Genomic DNA, 22,241 nt, shown 5'->3' on the forward strand with positions numbered 1-22,241 from the left:
GAAAACGTAAAAAAACGCCCACAAAAAGTGAGCGTTTTTACCTAGAAAAGGTCTAGTCATTTGTTTCTGCTTCATTTTCAATTTTATTTTTGTTCTTCGCTTGAGTATCATTGCTTTCCTGTTTTGATTTCAGCTCAAAGTACTTGTCTAGTACTTGTTCACCGATATCATTTGTAATTGGATAGCGCTGATTGTAGTCTTGATACACCCATGGTACAACGACGGAAATGGCCACTTCTGGATTATCAGCAGGCGCATACGCCACAAGTGTTGTGTTGTATGTTGGTGTGCCGCGTTTGCTTTTAATTGGGCCGTCATAGAATGATTGAGCGGTTCCTGTTTTGCCAGCTGGGTTATACTTTTTGTTGCCAAAGTTCGAGTAGGCTGTCCCTCTTGGGTTCTGCATGACAAGCTTGAACCCTTGCTGAACACGCTTGATCTCATCACTTGTCATGTCTAGTTTATTCAATACGTCTGGTTTGACGGATTCTGTTACAGCACCAATGCCGCGCTGCGGATCTGGCTCTCTCACTTCTTTCACAAGCTGCGGACGTAAACGATATCCGCCATTTGCAACCGTTGAAACGTATTGCGCCATTTGCAGCGGTGTAAACGTATCATACTGTCCAATTGCATAGTCAAGCAGGAGACCAGATTGTGTAGACGTTCCCCGGTAGCCTGTCGCTTCGTTTGGCAGGTCAATCCCTGTTTTGACACCAAGACCAAATTTACTAAAATTATAACGGAATGTATCAAAAGCTTTCGGATCGATTGGGAGCGGCTGGTTCTTACGATACTCCCCTTTTCCAACGGCAATCGCTGTTTTAAACATATACACGTTAGATGAACGCTCGAGTGCCGTTAAATCATTAATGAGTCCCATATTTTGATAGGATTTCTTAGGCGGTGACTGCGCGATATATAGCGGTTCATCGTACTGGGTACTTCCAATGTGAATCACGCCTGTTTTATAGCCTGTCAGTACAGTGGCCCCTTTTACGGCTGAGCCCATTGCATAGGATGATGTCATTGTTCCTAATGCATAGTCATCAAATTTGTATTTCCCGTTTTTGTTTGAAATCTGTTTCCCCGAAACGGAGAGAACTTCTCCATTTCTCGGGTCCATCATGACAACAAACGCACGATCGAGAAGCTCTGTCCCGCCTCTTTGTTTCGCACTTCTTAAGTTCTTTTCAATGATTTTTTCAACCGCTTTTTGCAGCTGAATATCAATGGTGAGCACAAGGTCTTTCCCGCTCTTTCCTTCTGTTAGCACTTTAGAGCTTGTCACATTGCCCTCTTTATCAGTTGTACTCTGCTCTTTTTCCTTTTGGCCTTGCAGGACATCTTCATATTGATATTCTAGATAGCTTTTTCCTACACGGTCATTTCGGCTGTAGCCGAGCGATAAATAATGTTCAAGAAGTGACTGCGGAAGTCCTTCATCACTTGAGGACACACTGCCGAGCATACTGCGAAGCAGTCCTTTATAAGGATAGCTGCGTGACCAGTCTGTTGTCACATCCACACCTGGCAGCTCGTCCAAATGCTCAGAGACGTAAGCAATTTCGCTTGGCTTCACATCATCATTTTTAATGAATTGAGGCGTAAGTGCATAGCCTGCATCCATTTGTCTTTTAATCGCAAGCACTTGTAAGTCTTTTTTCGTCAGTTGATTTAATTCCTTGTCCGTGATGCGTTTCAGCTGAAGCTCATATAATTTATCATCAGCGATCTTATCGTCACCCTTTAATTCCGATTCCTTTTGAACAAGCTTTTTCGCTTCGTTCGGATGCGTTAAGATCCAGAAATCTTTTTTGTCACGATCTGTGATTTTTTTCGTACTCACATGAATCATATCCGCTAATTTTGTAGCCACTTTGAGCCGCTCTTCTTGTGAAGTCGTCGAGGTTCTCGTATATGTAATGGCATTTAGCGCTTTATTGCTGACAATCGTATTATAGTTTCGATCGTAAATTTTCCCGCGCGGAGCAGCTGAGCTGACATTTACATCCTCTTGTTTTTCTGCCTGCTTTTTATAATCTTCTCCATTGACAATTTGTACAAATCCGAGTCTTACAACAACACCTGTAAAAATAATAAACGCAGCTAAAAATAGTAAATTCAGCCGGATTGGAAGTGTTTTGCGCCCTTCCTTCGCGTCTTTTTTGTTTTTCTTGTTTCTCATCACATCACCTTTTCTATCAAGAAAGAAATGGCACCCCTTTTTGTGTATAAAAGGTGCCATCATCATTTTAGCGGTTTTTCTATTATTTATCTAGAAATTTGATGTTCCATTGGTAAGAAATTTTACCTTTCTCCCTTAATAAGGTTCGTCTGAGAAACTGGCTTTTGACCGTCTGCCTCTTTCATATCAGCAGTTTTTTCTTTCAAATGAATATCTTTTACAAAGAAATAAATGAGGGTATGTCCCGCTCCAAGCACAACAAGAGATGCAGGTATCCCGAGCTCATCACCAAGTAAAGTGACAGACAGAAGAAACAACACAATGGAACAAATACGGCCAGCATTTAAAAACAGCTCTCTGACCACAATATATTCAATTCGGGCTTTCCTTGCATACCTTGCATGACCGATGACATCGTATGTTAAGGATACATATGGAACAAGCAGAAGCGGATATCCTATCGCGATGGCTACCGCATACATGAGAAGTGATACATAGGACAAGTGAAAGACGATTAAGAACAAGGCACCGTATAAAATCAGCCCGCCAAGCATAATGGCTTTCTTACGCCATTTTTTCTTAATCAAACGCGTAGCGAAGAAATAAGCGAAAAAGGCAACACCTGAGTTCACCAAACCAAATGTCCCAAGAGCAAGTTCACTGTTTGTTGCGATAAACACAAAGACACTGATTAAGAAGACAAAGACCCCTTCACGAAGCCCTTGAAAAAAGTGAGCTGTTGTAATCTTACGCCAATTCTCGTCGGCATGGCGTTCTTTCCATATTTGCTTGATGATAAATTTTCCTTTTGACTGCCTTCTCTTAAGGAAAAAACTCATCACAACCGCTAATGAAAACAAAATTAGCGATAAAGTAAAAATCACTGTATAGCCCGTATCATCTGTTAATTGAGAAATGACAATACCCGCGATCAGTGGACCGATCATGCCAGCTGTAGAGGTGAGGACTCCTAGAAATCCATTAAAGAAATCTCTTGTTTCAGGCTCGGTGATCTCAAAGGTAAGTACGTTAAAAGCAAGCCAGTAAAAACCATAGCCGATCCCAAGGACACTCCCTAATAAAACAAGCCGCGCGGCCGCGTGCTCTCCTGCTATTAAGACAATTAAGTAAAAAGCGGCTAAGAAGATCACGCCGAAACGAAGGACAAACGCCCGGTCTATTTTTTTAGCGAGCCGGCCTGCGAATAAAAATGTAATGGGCTGAAGCACAACAATAGCCAGATTGTAAATCGCAAGATCCGTGAATTTCCCCGACTGTTTCCATAAATACACGTTTACAAACGTATTTGATAGCGCAATGGCAAGTGCATATAATCCGCCAATCGTGAGGAGGAGCATTAAATCTCTTGTAACATCCATGTCCCCGAACATTTTCTTTAATCTGCTCATATATTTCATTCTCCTTTTCTACACAATAGTCTGTCTCATCAAAAGGCAGATATGTAAAAAAAGGAGGGAAAATATAAAAAGACCTGCTTCTCTAAAGAGCAGGTCTTTTCAAATCAAATAATTTATTTAGCTTCGCTGTAAAGGCGAGCCACTTCATCCCAGTTCACAACATTCCAGAAAGCTGAAATGTAATCAGGACGACGGTTTTGGTAGTTTAGGTAGTAAGCATGCTCCCAAACGTCAAGTCCTAGAATTGGTGTTTTTCCTTCAGTTAAAGGAGAATCTTGGTTTGGCGTGCTTGTGATTTCAAGTTTGCCATTGTTCACAACAAGCCATGCCCAACCAGAACCAAAGCGTCCTGCAGCTGCTGCAGCGAAATCAGATTTGAATTTTTCAAATCCGCCTAATTCTTTTTCGATTGCATCTGCAAGTTCACCAGTTGGTGCGCCGCCACCGTTTGGTGAAAGAAGCGTCCAGAATAATGAGTGGTTAGCATGTCCTCCGCCATTGTTACGTACAGCTGTACGGATGTTTTCTGGTACAGAGTTTAGGTTAGCCACTAGCTCTTCGATTGATTGATCTTCAAGAGCTGATACACCCTCGATTGCTTTGTTTAAGTTTGTTACGTATGTGTTGTGATGTTTTGTGTGGTGAATCGTCATTGTTTCCTTGTCGATATGTGGTTCTAATGCATCGTAAGCATATGGTAATTCTGGAAGTTTAAAAGCCATGGTTAAATTCCTCCTTAGAAATGTATGTACTGAAATGCTTCCTTAGGTCGTAAGCAAGCAATTCACCCTACTCAAAGAGTATCAAAAGAATTGGCTTGTTTCAATGTTATTGCTCATGATCTGAAACATTTCAGTGTTTATTTTGTATTTAGCCCTTTAGAAAAAGTTTTAAACGCCCTTTTTCTATTTATCGAAGGACATAAAATAAAAAGATGCCCAGCATCAGCGCTTGAATCAATCCTTTGGCAAATACACCTGATATGAATCCGATTAACGAGCCTAATCCTACTTTCACACTTGTCTTCACATCTTTTTGATGAACAAGGAGCTCTGCTATAACACTTCCGATAAATGGACCAATGATAATTCCTGCAATCGGAATCACAAAAGGACCGACTAATAACCCAATGGTGCTTCCCCAAATAGCTGCACGGCTGCCGCCAAAACGCTTGACCCCAATCAGGTTTGAGACATAATCTGCCGCAAATAATACTGCGGTAAATACGGCTTGAATGAGCCAAAACGTCAGTGTCAGCGGCTCGAAGCTGAAAAAGAAACCATATAGAATAAATCCGAGAACCATAAAAACCACGCTAGGGATAATAGGATAAACAAGTCCAACAAATGCAATGATAAATGCACAAATGATCAGAATCCAATACAGCACGTCCAAGTCACAGCCGCCTCCTTTTTATTTGCTGTATACATTATGCCTCATTCACACTATCTTAACCAGCAATGAAGGCCATACTTGTACTTGTTAGATAGACATTGATACAATATGAGAAATAGAAAAGAATGTAGGAAGTGAATTGATTGAACGTATTTAAACTATTGTTAAAAGGCATTTATTCACCAAAAGATATTGCTAAAGCACGGTTTACAGGGATTGGCAAAGCGATTTTATTCATTTTTATCCTTTCGATCATCGCAGCAGTTCCTCAGGGTTATCATATGAGTCAAGAGATCTCGAATGCGATGTCAGGATTTCAGCATGTGATCAAAAAAGATTTACCTGATTTCTCAATCGAAAAAGGAAAGCTTCAAGCGGATCAAAGTGAACCGATAGAAAAAGAAGAAAACGGCATTACGATCATTTTTGATCCTGCTGAAAAAATAAAAGCAAGTGAGCTTGAATCAAAGCAAACAGCCATCGCATTATTAAAAGAAAAAGCTGTGATTGCCATTGATGGTCAAATGACAGATATCCCGTATCAGCTGCTTGGTGGGACGCTGACAAAAGACGAACTCGCCCGCGTTACAAATCAGAATCAAGCGATTATTATCCCAGTCATCTGTGTGCTGCTATATCTATCAACTGCAGCTCTCATGTTCATTAGCGCAACTTTCCTTGCGATGCTTGGTACATTTATTAAACGCATGCAGCAAAAAGAGCTGTCCTTCCAAATGCTATGGAAGCTCTCTGCTTACTCACTCACATTAACAACAGTCTTTTTCGCCATCATGAGTGCATTAAACACGCCTGTTGCGAATTCATTTTTATTAAATTGGGTCATTAACTTTATCTTCTTATACCTTGTCGTAAAGGAAATACCCGCTAAACATAAACCACTTGTCAAAAATTAATTTAGTATATGAAAGCTCCCCCAACTTGGAGGAGCTTTTTATGTATGTGCGTGCTCTATGATTCATCCGGATGAATGATCGCAAACAAATAATGATCTTCCCACACGCCATTAATCTTCACTTTTTTACGATTGAGTCCCTCATTTTCAAAACCTGTCTTTTCAAGCACACGAATGGAGCCTATATTACTCGGCTTTACTCCAGCTTCAATACGATGCAGGTGCAGCTCATCAAAGGCATAATCGATGATTAAACGAATGGCCTCTGTCATATACCCTTTCCCGCCATGCTTTTCATCAAGTACATACCCTAGCCAAGCTCCTTCTACCGGACCTCTTACGACAGAACTTAATGAGATTGTCCCAATTAAGGCATCTGTTTCATTTAAGAAAATACCGTGCATGTAGGCTTCATCCCGTGCGCATCTTTCCACACTGCGCTGAATTCGTTCAATTTGACGAGATATCGTGAAAAAATCATCTTTGACCAAAGGTGTAAATTGCTGAAAATATGAGCGATTCTCAAGTTCAAGTGCGAGTAGTGATTGTGCATCATTTTCTGTTAGCGTTCTCACATATATATGCTGACTTATTTTCTTCATAAACTCTCCCCCCTGCTTTTATTTTATCATAATCGTGATAGAAGCTTGAAAAAGCACCACCGAGCGTAAATTCAATACAAGACTCACTAGAACTAACTAGAACCTCCCTTTCCAGCTTTTCTCCTCATGTTGGTTCTATCATTTCGGGACATGCATAGACTGAAGTAAACTCTTAAAAGCGGTGAGTGAAATGCGGCGTATTATTTTTTTGCTAATCAGTTTGTTTGTCCTCTTTATTATCTTTTTTGATTTAAAAAATGGCACCATTCCCGTTGAAGAAGGTCCAGCTGTCCCTGCAAATGCCTTTCAAACACCTGAGAAAAAAGCATATAAGAAGGTCACAGTGAAACAAGGTGAAACTGTCGTCTCTATCGTCCATACAAGCAAGCCACTTGATGAAGTCATTGAGGATTTTGAAGAGCTGAATCAAGGCGTCAAAGCAAACGAAATTCGGGCAGGCAGCACATATAAGTTTCCGGTATATAAGAGATAAAACGTTAATTCCTTGTCATTCATACAGAGAGACTGTTACAATATGAACTGTAAAACAAGACGTACATGGCAAATGATTGCTTGTACACTAAGGAGCGATTGACAAGTGAGTGAAGTCACACATCGTACTAAAACGCGTCCCGTCAAAGTGGGACCTTTAACTATAGGTGGAAATAATGAGGTTGTCATTCAAAGTATGGCAACAACCAAAACACATGATGTCGAAGCGACAGTAGCTGAAATTAAGCGTCTTGAAGAAGCAGGCTGTCAAATCGTTCGTGTCGCATGCCCAGACGAGCGTGCAGCAAATGCGATTGCAGACATAAAAAAACAAATCAACATCCCGCTTGTTGTCGATATTCATTTTGACTACAAGCTTGCACTGAAAGCGATTGAAGCAGGTGCAGACAAAATTCGAATCAACCCAGGAAACATCGGAAGACGAGAAAAAGTCGAAGCGGTTGTAAAAGCAGCAAAAGAAAAAGGCATTCCAATCCGTATTGGGGTAAACGCTGGTTCATTAGAGAAAAAAATTCTTGATAAATACGGCTACCCAACAGCAGATGGTATGGTCGAAAGTGCACTGCACCACATTAAAATTCTAGAAGATCTAGATTTTCATGATATCATCGTCAGCATGAAAGCATCTGATGTAAACCTAGCTATTGAGGCGTACGAAAAAGCAGCAAAAGCATTTGACTACCCTCTTCACCTTGGAATTACAGAATCAGGTACATTATTTGCAGGTACGGTTAAAAGTGCAGCTGGTCTCGGCGCTATCTTGAATATGGGGATTGGGAATACACTCCGCATTTCCTTAAGTGCTGATCCAGTTGAGGAAGTAAAAGTAGCACGTGAACTGTTGAAATCATTTGGTCTTGCAGCAAATGCAGCCACACTGATCTCTTGCCCAACTTGTGGACGAATTGAAATTGACCTCATTAGCATTGCAAATGAAGTCGAAGAATATATCTCCACGATTAAAGCACCGATTAAAGTAGCTGTTCTTGGCTGTGCTGTAAACGGTCCAGGTGAAGCGCGTGAAGCTGATATCGGAATTGCCGGAGCTAGAGGCGAAGGCCTATTGTTCCGCAAAGGTGAAATTGTTCGTAAAGTGCCAGAAGAAACAATGGTCGAAGAACTGAAAAAAGAAATCGATAAAATTGCTGAAGAGCATTATGCAAAAATGGAAGCTGAAAAAGCAAAAGCCAACGCATAACAAAAAACGCCTGACGTCACTGTCAGGCGTTTTTCTGTTCTTGTTAAAAGAACGGGGTGATAAATATGCCAAGGATGACGGAAACAATTCCGATCCCGATTGACCATGCGCCAAGCGCATGTGCTCCTTTTCTTCTTGCAATATAACCAACGACGATTGCCGCTACTCCTAATAGCACCGGCAAGACAAATAACGAGATAATCGCAATCGCGAGTGCTGTATAGCCTATCCCCTTACTGCCTGAATCGTCACCTACTTGGTCACGTTCTCGTCTGTCTACTCGATCTCTTGAAGCCTGATATGGCTCTGCAATTTCAGCAGCTGTTTCCTCTAGATAGCCATCATCATTACTAAAGTGTGTGTCGATTTCACGATCATTTCTTCTGAAATCTTCGTCTCTTTCCATGATCAATTCCCCCTTTTGGTTAATAGAAAGGAGCTTTTTTAGTATGAGCAAAAATGTCTGTTTCATGTTTGCTAAAACTTGCTGGAATTGTGAATTGATTATGTTACACTTTAAGAGTATAAAAATGAGGAGTGTGGGCATGTTACGTTTAGGAATTGATATAGATGGCACAGTGACGGCGCAGGACACCTTTGTTCCCTATTTAAATGAGTCGTTCCAACGTGCCATGACACTAGATGATATGACAGAATATGATTTGACGAAGCTTTTAAATATTTCTCAAGAAGAGTTTTGGGGCTGGATGAATCAGCATGAGCCTATTATATATAAACAGGCAAAGCCTGCTAAGGACGCAAAAGAGATTCTTGATCAAATGAAACATCAACACAGGCTAATCTATATTACAGCGAGAAGGCAGCATCATGCGGATATCACCTACGAGTGGTTTCACAAACATCACGTGCACTATGATGACATTGAGCTGGTTGGCGGTCATCACAAGCTCGAAGCTGTTCAAAAGCACAAAATTGATGTGTTCTTCGAGGATCATCATGGGAATGCCACAATGATTGCAAAAGAGGCTGACATCCCGGTTATTCTTTTTAACTCCCCATATAATCAAATGCCCATTGATGACAGGATTATACGCGTCAACAACTGGCAGGAAGCATCTCAATGGATCAAACAATACGAGCAGCGTTTGGAAACTGCTTATTAATGTAGAAAAGCCGATACTCAAATGTATCGGCTCAGATTATTGACAAAGGGCTAAAATGATCTTTATTTTAGCCCTTTGTCTTCTTTTCAGTGTGATAGAAAACCTTTGAAGTCTAGGAAGGACGGCTATTTTTGCGGAGCGAATTTGACATTCGTGAGCACCAGAGCGCAGGACTGCGGGCGAGTGCGAGGGTTTGTCTACATGCTGAAACCGATACGCTTAATGCATCGGCTTTTTGGATGGAACAAGCTGACCTTCTTTCATGAGAAAATGGTACAGTGCTCCCTTCATGCCTGCCTGATTCAAGTAGTAGCACGTTTCCAGCTTCACCTGAATGTTCTTCCACGCATGCAGTGTATGTAAATGTTTCTCAATGTTTGACAGCAAATCCTGTCTTGCACTTACGCCGCCGCCAATGAGAATTTTCTCTGGATTAAGGACAGTTGCTACATTGTAAATGCCAATGGCGATTCGCTTGTACCACTGATCCACTAGCTTTTCAATGGACGGATCATGCTTTGCCTTTTCAAAAATGTCTTGACCGTCTATTTGAGTACTTTGCGGAATTCCTTGCTTTTCTTTATAGCTGCGAATTAAACCAGCCGTTGAAGCACTGCTGTTAAGTGTTGTAAATTGTCCATTTTCTGTCTCTGTCAGCATCATGCCAAATTCACCGCCGCGAAAGGAAGCCCCTCGCACAAGCTGACCGCCAGCGAAAATACCACCGCCAACACCTGTGCCAAGCGTCATACAAATAAAGCTGTCACACTCTTTCGCATGGCCACTATATTTTTCTGCAAGAGCTGCACAGTTCGCATCATTTTCGACTTCAACACGAAGAAATGTTTTCGCTTCTAAAAGTGTTTTTATATTTTGACCATTTAAGGCGATGATGGCACCTGCAAATTCTGTATAACCTGTTTCACTGTCCACAAAGCCTGGAAGACTAATCGCGATTCCGCTAACATCCGACGTTCTCTGATATTGCTTGACCACATCCGCCATCGCTTCTAAAAACGGTTCAAGCTGCCGGCAGTTCGTTTCATAGTCACCGCTCGTGACAATCTCCCCATCCTGATCCATTAATCCATGTTTTGTTCTCGTCCCGCCTACATCGAACACGACATAATAAGCCACTTTTGACCCCTCCCTTTACTCCAAAAGACGCAAATTGCTTCAGTACCTTGTTCTCATTTTAATGAAACAGCCGCCCTTTGTAAAACGTTTTCAAAAAGACAAAAGAAAAAGCCAGCTCTGCGGCTGGCTTTTTTATGAGTCTATGAGTGAACTTCCTTCGGTTCGCAGGAAGGACACGTTCCGTATATTTCGAATTTATGTCCGCTAATGTGATAATCCTCTAGATCGGCGTCTAACTTGTCCATAGGGCAGGCATCGATCTCCTTTGTTTTACCGCATGTCAGACAAATAAAATGATGGTGGTGATGAGAAAAAGAGCATTTAAAACGAAAAAGCTTCTCCCCTGACAATTCCGTTGTTTCTAATATACCTAAGTCTTCATATAGCGACAGGTTTCGATAAATCGTATCAAAGCTAAGACCCGGGTAGTCTTCACTTAGTGCCGTCAGCACATTTTTAGCAGTCAAATATTTATCAGAATCAGAAAAAAGTTGAAGCATGTCTTCACGTTTGCTTGTATACTTGTAGCCTTTTTCCTTTAATAAATCAAGCGCTTCTTGTACGTTCATGATGATTCCCCCTTTTGAATTTTCCAATAAAAATACATCCGATTAAAATCAAAATGGACAGCATCACAATGGTTCCGCCTGGCGCTAAATCTAGATAATAGCTTAAGATCAATCCCGCCAATACAGACAATTCACCGAACAAGATCGAAAGGAAGATTGCCTGTTTGAACCCTTTGGCAATGCGGATACTTGCCGCAACAGGAAGTGTCATGAGCGCAGAGACAAGTAGTGTACCTACGATACGCATCGATGCCGCAATGACAAGTGCGACAACTAAGATAAAAATAAAATGAATCCATTTCGCTGAAATACCAGAAGCCTTTGCATGCTCTTCATCAAAAGAAAGTAAAAATAATTCTTTATATAAAAGCACGACAACTAACACAACAACGAGTGAGATCCCAACAACAATCCAAAGATCTAATCTCGACACCGCACTGACACTTCCGAACAAATAACTAAACAAATCTGTATTAAAGCCATTCGCTAGTGAAATGAAGATGACGGAAATCCCGATACCGCCTGATAAAATAATAGGTATCGCAAGTTCCTGATAATGCTTATACACGGAACGCAGGCGTTCAATAAATAACGAACCGGCAACAGAAAACGCCATCCCTAAGTACAGCGGGCTCACCCCTGTCAAAAGGCCAAACTTTTTATCAAGGAATAAACTTGCTGCAATACCCGCAAGTGATACGTGACTGAGGGCATCTGCAATCAGCGAGAGCCTTCTCACGACGATAAATACACCAAGCAAGGGCGCAATAAAACCGATCAGCATTCCTGCGATAAACGCATTTTGTAAAAATTCATAATGAAAAAATGGAAATAGCATTATTCATGTCCCCCATGATGGTGATGATCGTGATGAATCACTTGAATGTCATGTCCGTAAAATTGAGATAACGCCTGATCATCCATTGAATCAAACGTTGCTGCATCTCCGTGGAAATGAAGTGTCTGATTTAAACAAGCCACATGGGTGACTTTATCAGAAACGGTGCCAACGTCGTGTGTGACGAGAATTAAAGACATTCCTTTTTCTTTGTTCAATGTTTCGAGCAGCCGATAAAAGCCCTCAACTGTCCGCTGGTCTACCCCAACCGTTGGTTCATCTAAAATAAGCAGCTTTGGCTGACTGACGAGCGCACGGGCAATAAAGGTACGCTGCTGCTGACCACCTGAAAGTTCCCCGATGTTTTGGTGCTTTAAATCTTGTATCCCAACTGAGCGAATGGCATCCTCAACTTGCCACTTGTCCTGCTTGCTCATTCGTTTGAATAAACCTATTTTCGCCGTCAATCCACTTGCGACGACCTCGTAAACAGAAGCAGGGAAACCTGTATTAAAACTATTCGCCTTTTGAGAAACAAATCCAATTTGATCCCAGTCTCTAAATTTTGAAGCAGGCGTGCCAAATAGTTTTAATTCACCTTGCTGTGGTTTAATGAGCCCAAGCAGGCATTTTAATAAGGTTGTTTTACCAGATCCATTCGGTCCAACAAGTGCTAGAAAGTTCCCTTCCTCTACTGTTAAATAAATGTGATCTATGACATTTCGCTGTCCATACGAGTACGAAATGTCCTTCATTTCAATAATTGGCTTTGCCATGAATCTTTCCACCTTTAATCAATATAAAAAGAATGATTACGATTTATACAACAAAAAGAAAATGGCTTTTGCCATTTTCTCTGTCCATACATACATTTCATTATATAAAAGAAAGATTAAAAAGTAAAATAAAAGCTAATGAATGGCTGTTTTGAACTTACCGCCTTTTGTTTCATGCGTATCCATAATCGTAATAAATGCTTGACTATCAATTTCAAATACAATGGATTTTAGCTTTGTGATTTCAAGTCTTGTGACAACGGCGTAGATGACATCTTTTTCTTCATCTGTATAACCGCCTTTCCCTCTCAGCTTTGTCGTTCCCCTGCCAAGTCGATGAAGAATCGCATCTGAAATCTCATCATAATAATCTGACACGATAATGACAGCTTTTGTTTCATCAAGCCCTTGAATGACAGCATCAATTGTTTTCATTGCCAAATAATATGTCATAACAGAATACATAGCCTGCTCTGGTCCGAAGACAAAGCCTGCCCAAATAAAAATGAACACATTGACGATCATGACAAACTCACCGACGGAGAATGGAATTTTTTTCGTTAGCAGAATGCCTAAGATCTCTGTTCCATCCATTGAACCTCCATTACGAATGACAAGTCCAACACCAAAACCAAGTAATAGCCCGCCAAATACAGTGGCTAAGATCGGCTGATTTGTAAATGCCTCTACATGATGAAGTGAAGATTCAATCACGGCTAAGCTGACAATCCCAATTACTGTGGAAACCAGAAAGGTTTTCCCAATATGTTTGTATCCTGATATCATAAATGGAATATTCAAAATGACAACAATCGTCGCAAAATTGATGAATGGGTTATCTGTAAAGAGATAATCCAAAATAAGCGAAATGCCGATGATGCCTCCATCGATAATATTGTTTGGCACTAAAAATAATTCAATGCTGACTGCTGCGCATGTAGCCCCTACCAGAATTAGGAAAATTCTAAATATAAAATGAGGCACTGATTCCTTTCTATGCTGTTTACTATTTGCCATACGGTCTCCCCTCTACACATCTTAAATTTTCAATGAACATTTTATTCACTTTACTATTTTATCATTTCACAGGGTAAAATAAAATTTTTTGCACATTTTCCGTTTTCGCCCATACATTGTTACAGAGGGGAGGAATGGAATTGATTTTAATTCAAAAAATTGTCCTGCAACGGCTCAATCAGATCACAGCAAATGATCTGTTAAGGTATGCGAAGCAGTATGGTGTCAGTTTAACGTCAAATCAAGCTGCTGAGGTGGCCAAACTCATGAATGGGAAAAACGTCAATATTTTTAATGATGCAGAGCGTAGCCGGCTTCTTAAGCAAGTAGAAGCGATTACATCTAAACAGACAGCTCAGACTGTCAATGATCTGTTTAATCAGTTTACAAGTTAAGCAAAAAAGGGCCGCATTTAGCGGCACCTCATGATGTTGTATGCTTTTTACTGATCTTTAATTTTATCTAGTAAGCCTTCGTCAAATTGCTTTTCTTTTAGCATCGCAATTTCGAATTTGTAAGGTGGCTTTTTGTTCTTTTTATCTTCACCTACATAAGGCGTTTCTAAGATTTTGGGCACATCTTGAAGCTGCGGATGATGCACAATATTGTTCAGTGCATCGAAGCCAATTTCACCAAAGCCGATATTTTCATGTCGGTCTTTTCTTGCGCCTTGTACGTTTTTACTGTCATTAATATGAAGAACCTTGATTCGGTCAATACCGACGATTCGATCAAATTCTTCTAACACCCCATCAAAGTCAGTCACAATCGGATAACCAGCATCGTGTGTGTGACACGTATCAAAGCAGACAGAAAGTGCTTCGTTATGTGTCACTCCGTCGATAATTTGGGCAAGCTCTTCAAAGCTTCTTCCGCACTCTGATCCTTTGCCAGCCATTGTTTCAAGTGCAATTTGAACCTTTTGCCCTTTTACGATGACTTCGTTTAAACCTTCGATGATTTTTTGGATTCCTGCTTCTGGTCCTGCTCCGACATGTGCACCTGGGTGGAGAACAATCTGCCTCGCACCTAGCGCTTCTGTACGTTCAATCTCAGAGCGAAGGAAGTCCACACCAAGCTCAAACGTCGCTGGATTGACGGTGTTCCCAATATTAATAATATACGGTGCATGTACGACGATATCTGTCATACCATGCTCTTTCATATGCGCTTGTCCAGCTTCAATATTGAGATCTTCAATTTTTTTACGGCGCGTATTTTGCGGTGCACCAGTATAAATCATAAACGTATTCGAACCATAAGAGGCAGCTTCTTGACTCGCTGCAAGAAGCATATGTTTTCCGCTCATGGATACATGTGAACCAATCTTCAACAATGTTTCCCCCTACTTTCCATTACGCTTTGACTTTCTACGTTCCTGTCTTTTGATTTTGTCCATCTCACGTGTCATTTTCTTTTTATATCCAGGTTTGACGGCTTTCGGTTTTCTCACAAGACGCTTTGCTTTTTCCTCAATTTCATTAGGTGCTTTTTTACGTCTTTGACGCTTCAAGCGGTCATCTGCATCTCGCCATTCGCCATGAACAATGGTTTTGTTTTCAAACACAACGCCCATTTTCTCGATTTGAATGAGTGCATCCTCATCAGCAAGCTCATAAATAGTCATCGCAATTCCAGATGAACCAGCTCGAGCTGTTCTACCAACACGGTGAACATAAAAATCAAGATCAGATGGAAGTTCATAGTTGATCACATGGCTGACGCCTTTAATATCAATTCCGCGGGCTGCAAGATCAGATGCCACAATATAAGTGAACTCTAAATCATCAATTTGTTTCATCACTTTTTTACGTTCGCGCGGCGTTAATCCGCCATGAAGCACTCCAACTTTCATTCCTTTTTCTTGTAGGAATGATGCGATTTCATCGACGGTTGTTTTTGTATTGGCAAAAATGATACCTAAATAAGGCTGTACATTCGTCACCATTTCATGAAGCAATTTTAGCTTGTCACGCTGTTTAGATGGGACTAAAATATGCTGAATGTTTTCAGCTGTAATTCGTTTTGGTTCAACATGGGCATATTTAGGATTGTCCATATATTTTTTCAGGAACGGCTTTAGTTTTTCTGGAATCGTTGCTGAGAACACAAGCATTTGCAGCTGTTCTGGCATTTGTGAACCAATACGGTCCACATCTTCTAAAAATCCCATATCCAGCATTAAATCCGCTTCATCAATGACAAGAGATGTCGCTTTGTAAACGTTCAGCGCCTGCTCATGAATGAGGTCAGCAATACGTCCAGGTGTGCCGACAACCAAATGCGGCTGGTTTTTTAGCTTTTGAATGGATTTCTGCTTGTCCGTTCCACCAATGTAAAGCTTTGCTTTAATCTCTTCTTCTGGAGAGGCCTTCTTTAAGATTGTTTGGGCTTCTTTGAAAATTTGATTGGCTAATTCTCTTGTAGGTGCAGTAATCACAACTTGTACTTGCTCTTTGCTTGGATCAATTGAATGAATAAGCGGCAATAAGTACGCGTGGGTTTTTCCTGTTCCTGTTTGTGATTGACCAATCACGCTTTCTCCTTTTAACACAGCAGGGATGATTCTTTTTTGAATATCAGTTGGCTCATAAAAGCCCAGTTCATGAATAGCATCTATAATAAAAGACTTTAATTCATATGTCGTAAATTTTGTTTCGTTCATGTTTTCACTCCTTAAGGCAATGCCTTTTTGCTCATCTCCTCATTATAGCTGATTTTCAGCAAAAAAACCATGTCCGCTTTTCTTACAGGAAACCAATTGATGCTTCCTTGCATAACCTATGAAGAGAAAGAGAATGCAGTAAGGGAGGTACAAGTATGTTAGGGCAAAGGCCTATGGGCGATTTTCAGCCGCACCGTCCCTCACGCCGGCATCTTGGAAATGGCGGACAGCCCGGAATTTTTCAAAGGAGGCAGCAGGCTCCTATCGAACAGCCTTTTCAAGGGCAAGGCAATCAATTTCAGCAAATGATGCCTCGCTCCCCGTCTGTACAGGGAGGCGGTGTACGTGGAATGGGCGGAATTCCAGGAGGCGAAAGCCGTGCACTAGGCGGTGGAGCAGGAATGAAAGGCATGCTCGCTAAATTTCTTCCTGGCGCAGGGGGAGCAGGGGTTTCTGGAGGTGGTGCGGGATTACAAGGAATCCAGAGCTTTGCAAATCCTGCAACCCTTTCAAGCATGTTGGGAAATGTTCAAAAGGTGCTCGGAATGGCGCAGCAATTTACGCCAATGATTCAGCAATACGGTCCTTTAGTCAGAAATTTGCCTGCGATGATTAAGCTGTACAGCCAGCTTGGCAGTGCAGATGATGATGAAACAAGTACAGATGAAGAACCTAAAGAAATTGGCGAGGAAACAGAAGTGCAAAAAGAAGTTGCATCAGGAGATGATGAAATAGAAGAAAACGAAGAACCAGAGGACATCCTCGTCAAAAAAGCAGCTCCTCACACATCACCTGCTCCTGAAGCAAAACCGAAAAAAAGACCTGGCAGCTCTGTTCCAAAACTATATGTCTAGTGATCTTTTAACGGCGAAGTGTCCCCTGCGTATAACAATCTTTGATATATACGCTTACTTTGGCTATAATGGAAGCTAGAGAATGATAAAAAGCCGTTTTTTCACGGCTTTTTATATTGTTCTTCTCTAGCAGCACTTCCCTACAGGAGGACGAATAAATGAATGTAATTAAAATTTCGCCGCGTGGCTATTGCTATGGCGTTGTAGATGCAATGGTCATTGCTAAAAATGCCGCACTTGATAAAAACTTGCCACGCCCAATTTATATATTAGGTATGATTGTGCACAACAAGCACGTGACAGATGCCTTCGAAGAAGATGGGATCTACACACTGGACGGACCAAACCGCTTAGACATTTTAAAGCAGGTTGAAAGCGGAACAGTTATTTTCACTGCTCACGGCGTTTCACCTGAGGTTCGTCAAATTGCAGAAGAAAAAGGTCTTGTCGCCATTGATGCAACCTGTCCCGATGTAACGAAAACACATGAACTCATTTCAGAGAAAACAGCCGTTGGGTATGACATTATTTATATCGGAAAAAAAGGTCATCCTGAGCCAGAGGGAGCTGTCGGAGTAGCCCCTGACAAGGTGCATCTTGTCGAATCAGAAGCGGACATTGAGGCGCTCGATTTAACATCAGATAAATTGCTTATCACCAATCAGACGACGATGTCTCAGTGGGATGTCCACGATCTGATGGAGCTCATAAAAGAGAAATATCCTCACGTCGAGTACCACCAAGAAATTTGTCTTGCGACACAAGTACGTCAGGAAGCTGTATCTCAGCAAGCTGGTCAAGCCGATCTTACCATTGTTGTCGGCGATCCAAAAAGTAATAACTCCAATCGTCTGGCACAAGTGTCAATGGAGATTGCTGGAACGCAGGCTTACCGTATTGGTGACCTAAGTGAGCTCAAGCTGGAGTGGCTGCAAGGCGTAAATACCGTTGCCATTACTGCTGGCGCTTCTACACCAACCCCTATTACAAAAGAAGTGATCCGTTTCTTAGAAAACTACGAGCCGGATGATGAATCAACTTGGAAAATTGAACGATCGGTTCCTCTTTCGAAAATACTACCACGCGTGAAAACAAAGAAATAAAAAAACGTCAGAGCTTCTATGCTCTGACGTTTTTTGTTTACATAAATTGAAATGGATTTGTGTTTGATTCAGAAACAAAGAGCTGTACATCATACTTTTTCTCTGAACATAACGATTGAAGCTTCGCCTTTACGCCCTCTTTCATAATTTTTTCTGCATAATGCCCTGGGTCCACTACGTTCAGCCCGAGCATCATAGCATCATGGGCGACATGGAAATAAAGATCCCCTGTCACATACACATCAGCACCCATTCTTTTTGCTTGGTGAATGTATTTATTTCCGTCTCCGCCAAGCACAGCTACTTTTTTCACAACAGCGTCCTGATCACCTACAAAGCGAGCACCATTTACATCCAGCTTCGTCTTCACAAATCGCGCGAAGTCCCCAAGGGTCATAGGCTCTCTTAGCTCCCCTATACGGCCAAGCCCTTTTTGAATAGGAGGAAGGTCTGTCGTGTGTACACTATAAGCGACTTCTTCATAAGGATGTGCTTTGATCATTTCACGAATCACTTGTTTTTCAATACTTGCCGGAAAAATGGTTTCAATCCGTACTTCTTTAACAAATTCCAATTGACCGGTCTTACCAATGAACGGGTCCGCATCTTCTGATGGCAAAAAGCTGCCTGTCCCTTCATTTGAAAACACGCAATGGCTGTAGTTGCCAATATGGCCGGCGCCCGCATTTCCTAAAGCTGTACGGATGGCTTCCTCAAATTCCTGCGGGACATAGAGGGCAAGCTGTTTGATTTGATCTTCATATGTCGGGACTAACACTCTTGTTTCTTCAAGCTCTAAAGCCTCCGCAAGCAAGTCATTAACTCCTCCATCAGCCACATCTAAATTCGTATGTGCCACATATACTGCAATATCATGTTTGATGCATTTCTCAATGATCCGTCCAGCTGGCTGATCTGTCGCCACATGTTTTAACGGACGGAAAATTGGCGGATGGTGAGCAATAATGAGATCCACATTTTTTCCGATCGCCTCATCTACCACATTCTCTAGTACATCTAAGGTGATCATGACATTGTTTACCTTTTTATTTAACGTCCCAATTTGGAGACCGATTTTGTCACCTTCTATGGCATATGCCTTTGGTGAAAATTGTTCAAATAATTGGATGATTTCATGTCCGTTTACTGTTTTAGCCAACAGTCAAAACCTCCTTTAGAATCTTTATTTTTACATGCAGCTCTTCAAGGCGATCCTTGTTCTCTTCTGTTCGCGCTGCCTGCTGGATTTGACTTTCTATCTTCTCCATATGCTGAAGTTCTTGCATCCACTTGCGCCGGAAGACATCATTTTGCTCTTTCGCAAGAAACGGACCAACTAGCATGCCTGTTTCAATTGACATCCCTTCATAGGCTTTATCTTTGTCGCCTTTTTCGGCGATCATAATTTCGTATATTTTGCCATCCTCTTCTAAAATGACTTCATCCATCAATTCATACCCCTCTTGATAGAGCCATAAACGAATGTGGTGAGCATGGATATTTGGCTGAAGAATAAGCCTTTCATGGCCTGTGAGCTTATGCTTGCCGTCATTTAAAATGCTTGCGATGAGTGCTCCGCCCATACCTGCAATCGTTACAGCATTCACTTCGCCCTTTTCAATGGCTTCAAGACCATTTCCTTTTCTGACCGAAATCTTGTCATCTAATTCAAGTCTATGTACTTGCTGCTTCGCTGATTGAAGCGGTCCTTCTGTAATTTCACCAGCAATTGCTTTTACTGCTTTTTGATGCAGGATCGCATAGCACGGCAAATAGGCATGATCTGAGCCGATATCAGCAAAGACAGCCTCATGTGGTAAAAAGTCTGCGACTCTTTTTAATCGTTTTGATAAATTCATTTCATTCATACGTATCACTACTTTTCTTTTATGTTCATTCTTGTCTATCTTATATAAATTAAAAGTCGTTTTCAAATGAAAAAAAGCTCTTCTGATGAAAAAGAGCTTTTTGTGTAAGATTATTTAATTTTAGACACCCATTCCGCCATTTCATCGAGCTTTTCATTTGGAATCAGCCCGCCTGGCATCCCATTGCCGCCTTCTTGAATTTTCTTCTTGATGTCGGCCACTTCAAGCTTGTCTCCAACACCTTTTAATGCAGGACCTGCACCGCCTTCATAGTTTTCCCCGTGACAACTCAGACAGTTTTGTTTATACAATTCTTCCGGCGTCGCATTTGCTGTTTCTTCTTGCTTTTGCTCCTCGCCTCCAGAGGCGATTTTGTCTTCATCTTTCAGCCCCTTCATTGATAAGAAAAAAGTGAGTCCAATCCCTAAAATGGCAATCAATAAAAATGGTATAAGTGGATTCCGTTTCATTTCTTTCATCCTCCCCTTTGTGAAAACCCCTTTAAGACTATACAAACAATTCTAATTCTACTTTAATTTTACAAAAAGTAAACGAATTATGATACAAAACTTTGGTCAAGTTCACAGATTAGACAAAAATGATGCAAAGATGAGAAATGAAGCCTTCAGCACATTTTGATGTATTTTTTATACATCTTTTCTCTAAGAACGTTGCAAATTCATTATTTATTCAGTAAAATATAATCAGATTGAAAAAAGCGTTTTCATTCTTGATGAAGAAAGAACGGATCTCTTTCAAGATCCGTCCAGTTTCTACTCTAAGAAGTCTTTTAATCGTTTACTTCTGCTTGGGTGTCTTAATTTACGCAGAGCTTTCGCTTCAATTTGGCGGATACGCTCTCTTGTGACGCCGAACACCTTTCCAACCTCTTCTAACGTACGTGTTCTTCCGTCATCTAGTCCGAAACGTAGTCTCAGTACATTTTCTTCACGGTCCGTTAACGTGTCTAATACATCTTCAAGCTGCTCTTTCAACAATTCGTATGCAGCATGGTCAGATGGAGATGTCGCCTCTTGGTCTTCAATAAAATCACCAAGGTGCGAGTCATCTTCTTCACCAATAGGTGTTTCTAAAGATACAGGCTCTTGCGCAATTTTAAGAATTTCTCTAACCTTTTCTGGCGTTAAATCCATGTCTTCAGCAATTTCTTCTGGCGTTGGTTCTCTGCCTAGGTCTTGCAGAAGCTGTCTTTGAACACGGATCAATTTATTAATGGTTTCCACCATATGAACCGGGATCCTGATTGTTCTTGCCTGATCGGCAATCGCACGCGTGATCGCCTGTCTAATCCACCAAGTCGCATATGTTGAGAATTTGTATCCTTTGCGGTAATCAAACTTCTCAACTGCCTTCATAAGACCCATGTTTCCTTCTTGAATCAAGTCTAGAAACAGCATACCACGACCGACGTAGCGTTTCGCGATGCTGACAACGAGACGAAGGTTTGCTTCCGCTAATCTTCTTTTTGATTCCTCATCGCCTTCTTCGATCTTTTGAGCATACGTAATTTCTTCTTTAGCAGATAACAAATTGACGCGTCCGATTTCTTTTAAGTACATACGAACAGGATCATTAATTTTGACACCTGGTGGTACGCTTAAATCATTCAGGTCAAATTCTTCTTCTGCTTTAGCCAGCTGCTGAACATTTGGGTCTTCTGTCTCTTCGTTTTCACTAATGAGCTCTACACCCTGTTCGCCTAAGTATTCATAGTATTCATCCATTTGGTCTGATTCAATTTCAAAGCTAGACATACGCTCTGCAATTTCTTCGTATGTTAAAACGCCCCGTTTTTTACCCGTTTCAGTGAGCTTATCTCTCACCTGTTCAAAGGTTAATTCAGTTTCGGTTTCGTGGGCTTGTTTATCAGCCATTATGGATCCCTCCTTCCAAAGCTTGCAACGAATTCTAAAGTAACTTGCGATTTGCTTCCGCCCTGCTTTTCTCTCTTTATCAAACAGATGAGCAAATAGGAATAAAATAAATAATGATGAAGGCAAGATGCTTGCGGTCTTATGCTCCTCCCGTAAAGGATTCATTGC

24 protein-coding genes are annotated in these 22,241 nt (G+C 41.2%); 7 read left to right on the forward strand and 17 right to left on the reverse strand.

Annotated elements, in window-relative coordinates; genetic code table 11:
- Positions 1-52 precede the first annotated feature (52 nt).
- The 4 genes from MKY18_RS11440 to MKY18_RS11455 form a co-directional block, all read right to left on the reverse strand.
- Positions 53-2,188, reverse strand: a complete 2,136-nt coding sequence (locus MKY18_RS11440; RefSeq protein ID WP_044140955.1) for a penicillin-binding protein 2 — start codon at positions 2,186-2,188, stop codon at positions 53-55.
- Positions 2,189-2,310: 122 nt separating this feature from the next.
- Complete coding sequence (locus tag MKY18_RS11445) at positions 2,311-3,597, reverse strand: MFS transporter (protein ID WP_003217361.1); 1,287 nt, start codon at positions 3,595-3,597, stop codon at positions 2,311-2,313.
- Positions 3,598-3,719: 122 nt separating this feature from the next.
- The gene (sodA, locus tag MKY18_RS11450) at positions 3,720-4,328 is read right to left on the reverse strand and encodes a superoxide dismutase SodA (RefSeq protein WP_007501264.1); all 609 of its coding nucleotides are present in this window, start codon (positions 4,326-4,328) and stop codon (positions 3,720-3,722) included.
- Between the two features lie 187 nt (positions 4,329-4,515).
- Positions 4,516-5,001 carry a DUF456 domain-containing protein gene (locus tag MKY18_RS11455; RefSeq protein ID WP_003217408.1) on the reverse strand — a complete coding sequence of 162 codons (486 nt, stop codon included), beginning with the start codon at positions 4,999-5,001 and terminating at the stop codon, positions 4,516-4,518.
- 143 nt (positions 5,002-5,144) lie between these two features.
- Between MKY18_RS11455 and MKY18_RS11460 the strand changes: the two genes are divergently transcribed.
- Entirely contained in the window at positions 5,145-5,915 is a 771-nt protein-coding gene (locus tag MKY18_RS11460; protein WP_003217320.1) for a DUF1189 domain-containing protein, read from the forward strand.
- Between the two features lie 55 nt (positions 5,916-5,970).
- Here the strand turns inward: MKY18_RS11460 and MKY18_RS11465 are convergent, their stop codons facing one another.
- The gene (locus MKY18_RS11465; protein ID WP_065098407.1) at positions 5,971-6,516 is read right to left on the reverse strand and encodes a GNAT family protein; all 546 of its coding nucleotides are present in this window, start codon (positions 6,514-6,516) and stop codon (positions 5,971-5,973) included.
- Between the two features lie 190 nt (positions 6,517-6,706).
- Here MKY18_RS11465 and MKY18_RS11470 point away from each other — a divergent pair, with 190 nt between their 5' ends.
- Entirely contained in the window at positions 6,707-7,009 is a 303-nt protein-coding gene (locus MKY18_RS11470) for a hypothetical protein (RefSeq protein ID WP_034661318.1), read from the forward strand.
- Between the two features lie 105 nt (positions 7,010-7,114).
- Complete coding sequence (ispG, locus tag MKY18_RS11475) at positions 7,115-8,227, forward strand: flavodoxin-dependent (E)-4-hydroxy-3-methylbut-2-enyl-diphosphate synthase (RefSeq protein WP_003217392.1); 1,113 nt, start codon at positions 7,115-7,117, stop codon at positions 8,225-8,227.
- A gap of 43 nt (positions 8,228-8,270) precedes the next feature.
- Here ispG and MKY18_RS11480 read toward each other — a convergent pair whose 3' ends face one another.
- Positions 8,271-8,633: a DUF308 domain-containing protein gene (locus tag MKY18_RS11480; RefSeq protein WP_003217474.1), complete on the reverse strand. Its 363-nt coding sequence runs from the start codon at positions 8,631-8,633 to the stop codon at positions 8,271-8,273.
- Between the two features lie 139 nt (positions 8,634-8,772).
- Here MKY18_RS11480 and MKY18_RS11485 point away from each other — a divergent pair, with 139 nt between their 5' ends.
- Positions 8,773-9,351, forward strand: a complete 579-nt coding sequence (locus MKY18_RS11485; protein WP_044140951.1) for a nucleotidase — start codon at positions 8,773-8,775, stop codon at positions 9,349-9,351.
- Positions 9,352-9,570: 219 nt separating this feature from the next.
- On the opposite strand, the gene MKY18_RS11490 is transcribed toward MKY18_RS11485, so the two are convergent.
- From MKY18_RS11490 to MKY18_RS11510, 5 genes are all read right to left on the reverse strand, one after another.
- Positions 9,571-10,488: an ROK family protein gene (locus MKY18_RS11490; RefSeq protein ID WP_126741033.1), complete on the reverse strand. Its 918-nt coding sequence runs from the start codon at positions 10,486-10,488 to the stop codon at positions 9,571-9,573.
- Between the two features lie 140 nt (positions 10,489-10,628).
- The gene (locus MKY18_RS11495) at positions 10,629-11,057 is read right to left on the reverse strand and encodes a Fur family transcriptional regulator (RefSeq protein WP_003217433.1); all 429 of its coding nucleotides are present in this window, start codon (positions 11,055-11,057) and stop codon (positions 10,629-10,631) included.
- Entirely contained in the window at positions 11,035-11,895 is an 861-nt protein-coding gene (locus MKY18_RS11500; protein WP_003217436.1) for a metal ABC transporter permease, read from the reverse strand. Before MKY18_RS11500 ends, MKY18_RS11495 begins: the two co-directional genes overlap by 23 nt.
- Positions 11,895-12,671 (reverse strand): metal ABC transporter ATP-binding protein, encoded by a 777-nt coding sequence (locus MKY18_RS11505; protein WP_065098409.1) that lies wholly within the window; start codon positions 12,669-12,671, stop codon positions 11,895-11,897. The genes MKY18_RS11500 and MKY18_RS11505 overlap by 1 nt, the downstream gene beginning before the upstream one ends.
- A 135-nt stretch (positions 12,672-12,806) precedes the next feature.
- Entirely contained in the window at positions 12,807-13,688 is an 882-nt protein-coding gene (locus MKY18_RS11510) for a YitT family protein (RefSeq protein ID WP_003217308.1), read from the reverse strand.
- A gap of 140 nt (positions 13,689-13,828) precedes the next feature.
- Between MKY18_RS11510 and MKY18_RS11515 the strand changes: the two genes are divergently transcribed.
- Entirely contained in the window at positions 13,829-14,083 is a 255-nt protein-coding gene (locus MKY18_RS11515; RefSeq protein WP_044139399.1) for a DUF2624 domain-containing protein, read from the forward strand.
- A 47-nt stretch (positions 14,084-14,130) separates the two neighbouring features.
- Here MKY18_RS11515 and MKY18_RS11520 read toward each other — a convergent pair whose 3' ends face one another.
- Complete coding sequence (locus MKY18_RS11520; protein ID WP_044139400.1) at positions 14,131-15,024, reverse strand: deoxyribonuclease IV; 894 nt, start codon at positions 15,022-15,024, stop codon at positions 14,131-14,133.
- Positions 15,025-15,033: 9 nt separating this feature from the next.
- The gene (locus tag MKY18_RS11525; protein ID WP_065098411.1) at positions 15,034-16,353 is read right to left on the reverse strand and encodes a DEAD/DEAH box helicase; all 1,320 of its coding nucleotides are present in this window, start codon (positions 16,351-16,353) and stop codon (positions 15,034-15,036) included.
- A gap of 155 nt (positions 16,354-16,508) precedes the next feature.
- Here MKY18_RS11525 and vrrA point away from each other — a divergent pair, with 155 nt between their 5' ends.
- Together vrrA and MKY18_RS11535 are read left to right on the forward strand one after the other, a co-directional pair.
- Positions 16,509-17,207, forward strand: coding sequence for a VrrA/YqfQ family protein (gene vrrA, locus MKY18_RS11530; protein ID WP_065098412.1), 699 nt, complete (start codon positions 16,509-16,511; stop codon positions 17,205-17,207).
- A 158-nt stretch (positions 17,208-17,365) separates the two neighbouring features.
- Entirely contained in the window at positions 17,366-18,310 is a 945-nt protein-coding gene (locus tag MKY18_RS11535) for a 4-hydroxy-3-methylbut-2-enyl diphosphate reductase (RefSeq protein ID WP_044139403.1), read from the forward strand.
- 37 nt (positions 18,311-18,347) lie between these two features.
- On the opposite strand, the gene MKY18_RS11540 is transcribed toward MKY18_RS11535, so the two are convergent.
- From MKY18_RS11540 to rpoD, 4 genes are all read right to left on the reverse strand, one after another.
- Positions 18,348-19,469 carry a Nif3-like dinuclear metal center hexameric protein gene (locus MKY18_RS11540; protein ID WP_065098413.1) on the reverse strand — a complete coding sequence of 374 codons (1,122 nt, stop codon included), beginning with the start codon at positions 19,467-19,469 and terminating at the stop codon, positions 18,348-18,350.
- Complete coding sequence (locus MKY18_RS11545) at positions 19,462-20,178, reverse strand: tRNA (adenine(22)-N(1))-methyltransferase TrmK (protein ID WP_065098414.1); 717 nt, start codon at positions 20,176-20,178, stop codon at positions 19,462-19,464. Before MKY18_RS11545 ends, MKY18_RS11540 begins: the two co-directional genes overlap by 8 nt.
- A 110-nt stretch (positions 20,179-20,288) precedes the next feature.
- On the reverse strand, positions 20,289-20,648 hold the full coding sequence (cccA, locus tag MKY18_RS11550; protein ID WP_044139406.1) for a cytochrome c550: 360 nt from the start codon (positions 20,646-20,648) through the stop codon (positions 20,289-20,291).
- Positions 20,649-20,951: 303 nt separating this feature from the next.
- A complete protein-coding gene (gene rpoD / locus MKY18_RS11555) occupies positions 20,952-22,073 on the reverse strand; it encodes an RNA polymerase sigma factor RpoD (RefSeq protein WP_008342392.1) in 1,122 nt (373 codons plus the stop codon).
- Positions 22,074-22,241: the final 168 nt, after the last annotated feature.

Origin of the sequence: Bacillus sp. FSL R7-0672 (assembly GCF_038601465.1) — a bacterium.
Classification (GTDB): Bacteria; Bacillota; Bacilli; order Bacillales; family Bacillaceae; genus Bacillus; species Bacillus pumilus.

What these genes read in the sequence shown, in the direction of transcription:
- MKY18_RS11445 (WP_003217361.1), bottom strand. Translation starts at nt 3,597, where the DNA reads ATGAGCAGATTAAAGAAAATGTTCGGGGACATGGATGTTACAAGAGAT.
- sodA (WP_007501264.1), bottom strand. Translation starts at nt 4,328, where the DNA reads ATGGCTTTTAAACTTCCAGAATTACCATATGCTTACGATGCATTAGAA.
- vrrA (WP_065098412.1), top strand. Translation starts at nt 16,509, where the DNA reads ATGTTAGGGCAAAGGCCTATGGGCGATTTTCAGCCGCACCGTCCCTCA.
- MKY18_RS11500 (WP_003217436.1), bottom strand. Translation starts at nt 11,895, where the DNA reads ATGCTATTTCCATTTTTTCATTATGAATTTTTACAAAATGCGTTTATC.
- MKY18_RS11440 (WP_044140955.1), bottom strand. Translation starts at nt 2,188, where the DNA reads ATGAGAAACAAGAAAAACAAAAAAGACGCGAAGGAAGGGCGCAAAACA.
- MKY18_RS11505 (WP_065098409.1), bottom strand. Translation starts at nt 12,671, where the DNA reads ATGGCAAAGCCAATTATTGAAATGAAGGACATTTCGTACTCGTATGGA.
- MKY18_RS11485 (WP_044140951.1), top strand. Translation starts at nt 8,773, where the DNA reads ATGTTACGTTTAGGAATTGATATAGATGGCACAGTGACGGCGCAGGAC.
- MKY18_RS11465 (WP_065098407.1), bottom strand. Translation starts at nt 6,516, where the DNA reads ATGAAGAAAATAAGTCAGCATATATATGTGAGAACGCTAACAGAAAAT.
- MKY18_RS11480 (WP_003217474.1), bottom strand. Translation starts at nt 8,633, where the DNA reads ATGGAAAGAGACGAAGATTTCAGAAGAAATGATCGTGAAATCGACACA.
- rpoD (WP_008342392.1), bottom strand. Translation starts at nt 22,073, where the DNA reads ATGGCTGATAAACAAGCCCACGAAACCGAAACTGAATTAACCTTTGAA.
- MKY18_RS11545 (WP_065098414.1), bottom strand. Translation starts at nt 20,178, where the DNA reads ATGAATGAAATGAATTTATCAAAACGATTAAAAAGAGTCGCAGACTTT.
- cccA (WP_044139406.1), bottom strand. Translation starts at nt 20,648, where the DNA reads ATGAAACGGAATCCACTTATACCATTTTTATTGATTGCCATTTTAGGG.
- MKY18_RS11495 (WP_003217433.1), bottom strand. Translation starts at nt 11,057, where the DNA reads ATGAACGTACAAGAAGCGCTTGATTTATTAAAGGAAAAAGGCTACAAG.
- MKY18_RS11525 (WP_065098411.1), bottom strand. Translation starts at nt 16,353, where the DNA reads ATGAACGAAACAAAATTTACGACATATGAATTAAAGTCTTTTATTATA.
- MKY18_RS11535 (WP_044139403.1), top strand. Translation starts at nt 17,366, where the DNA reads ATGAATGTAATTAAAATTTCGCCGCGTGGCTATTGCTATGGCGTTGTA.
- MKY18_RS11510 (WP_003217308.1), bottom strand. Translation starts at nt 13,688, where the DNA reads ATGGCAAATAGTAAACAGCATAGAAAGGAATCAGTGCCTCATTTTATA.
- MKY18_RS11470 (WP_034661318.1), top strand. Translation starts at nt 6,707, where the DNA reads ATGCGGCGTATTATTTTTTTGCTAATCAGTTTGTTTGTCCTCTTTATT.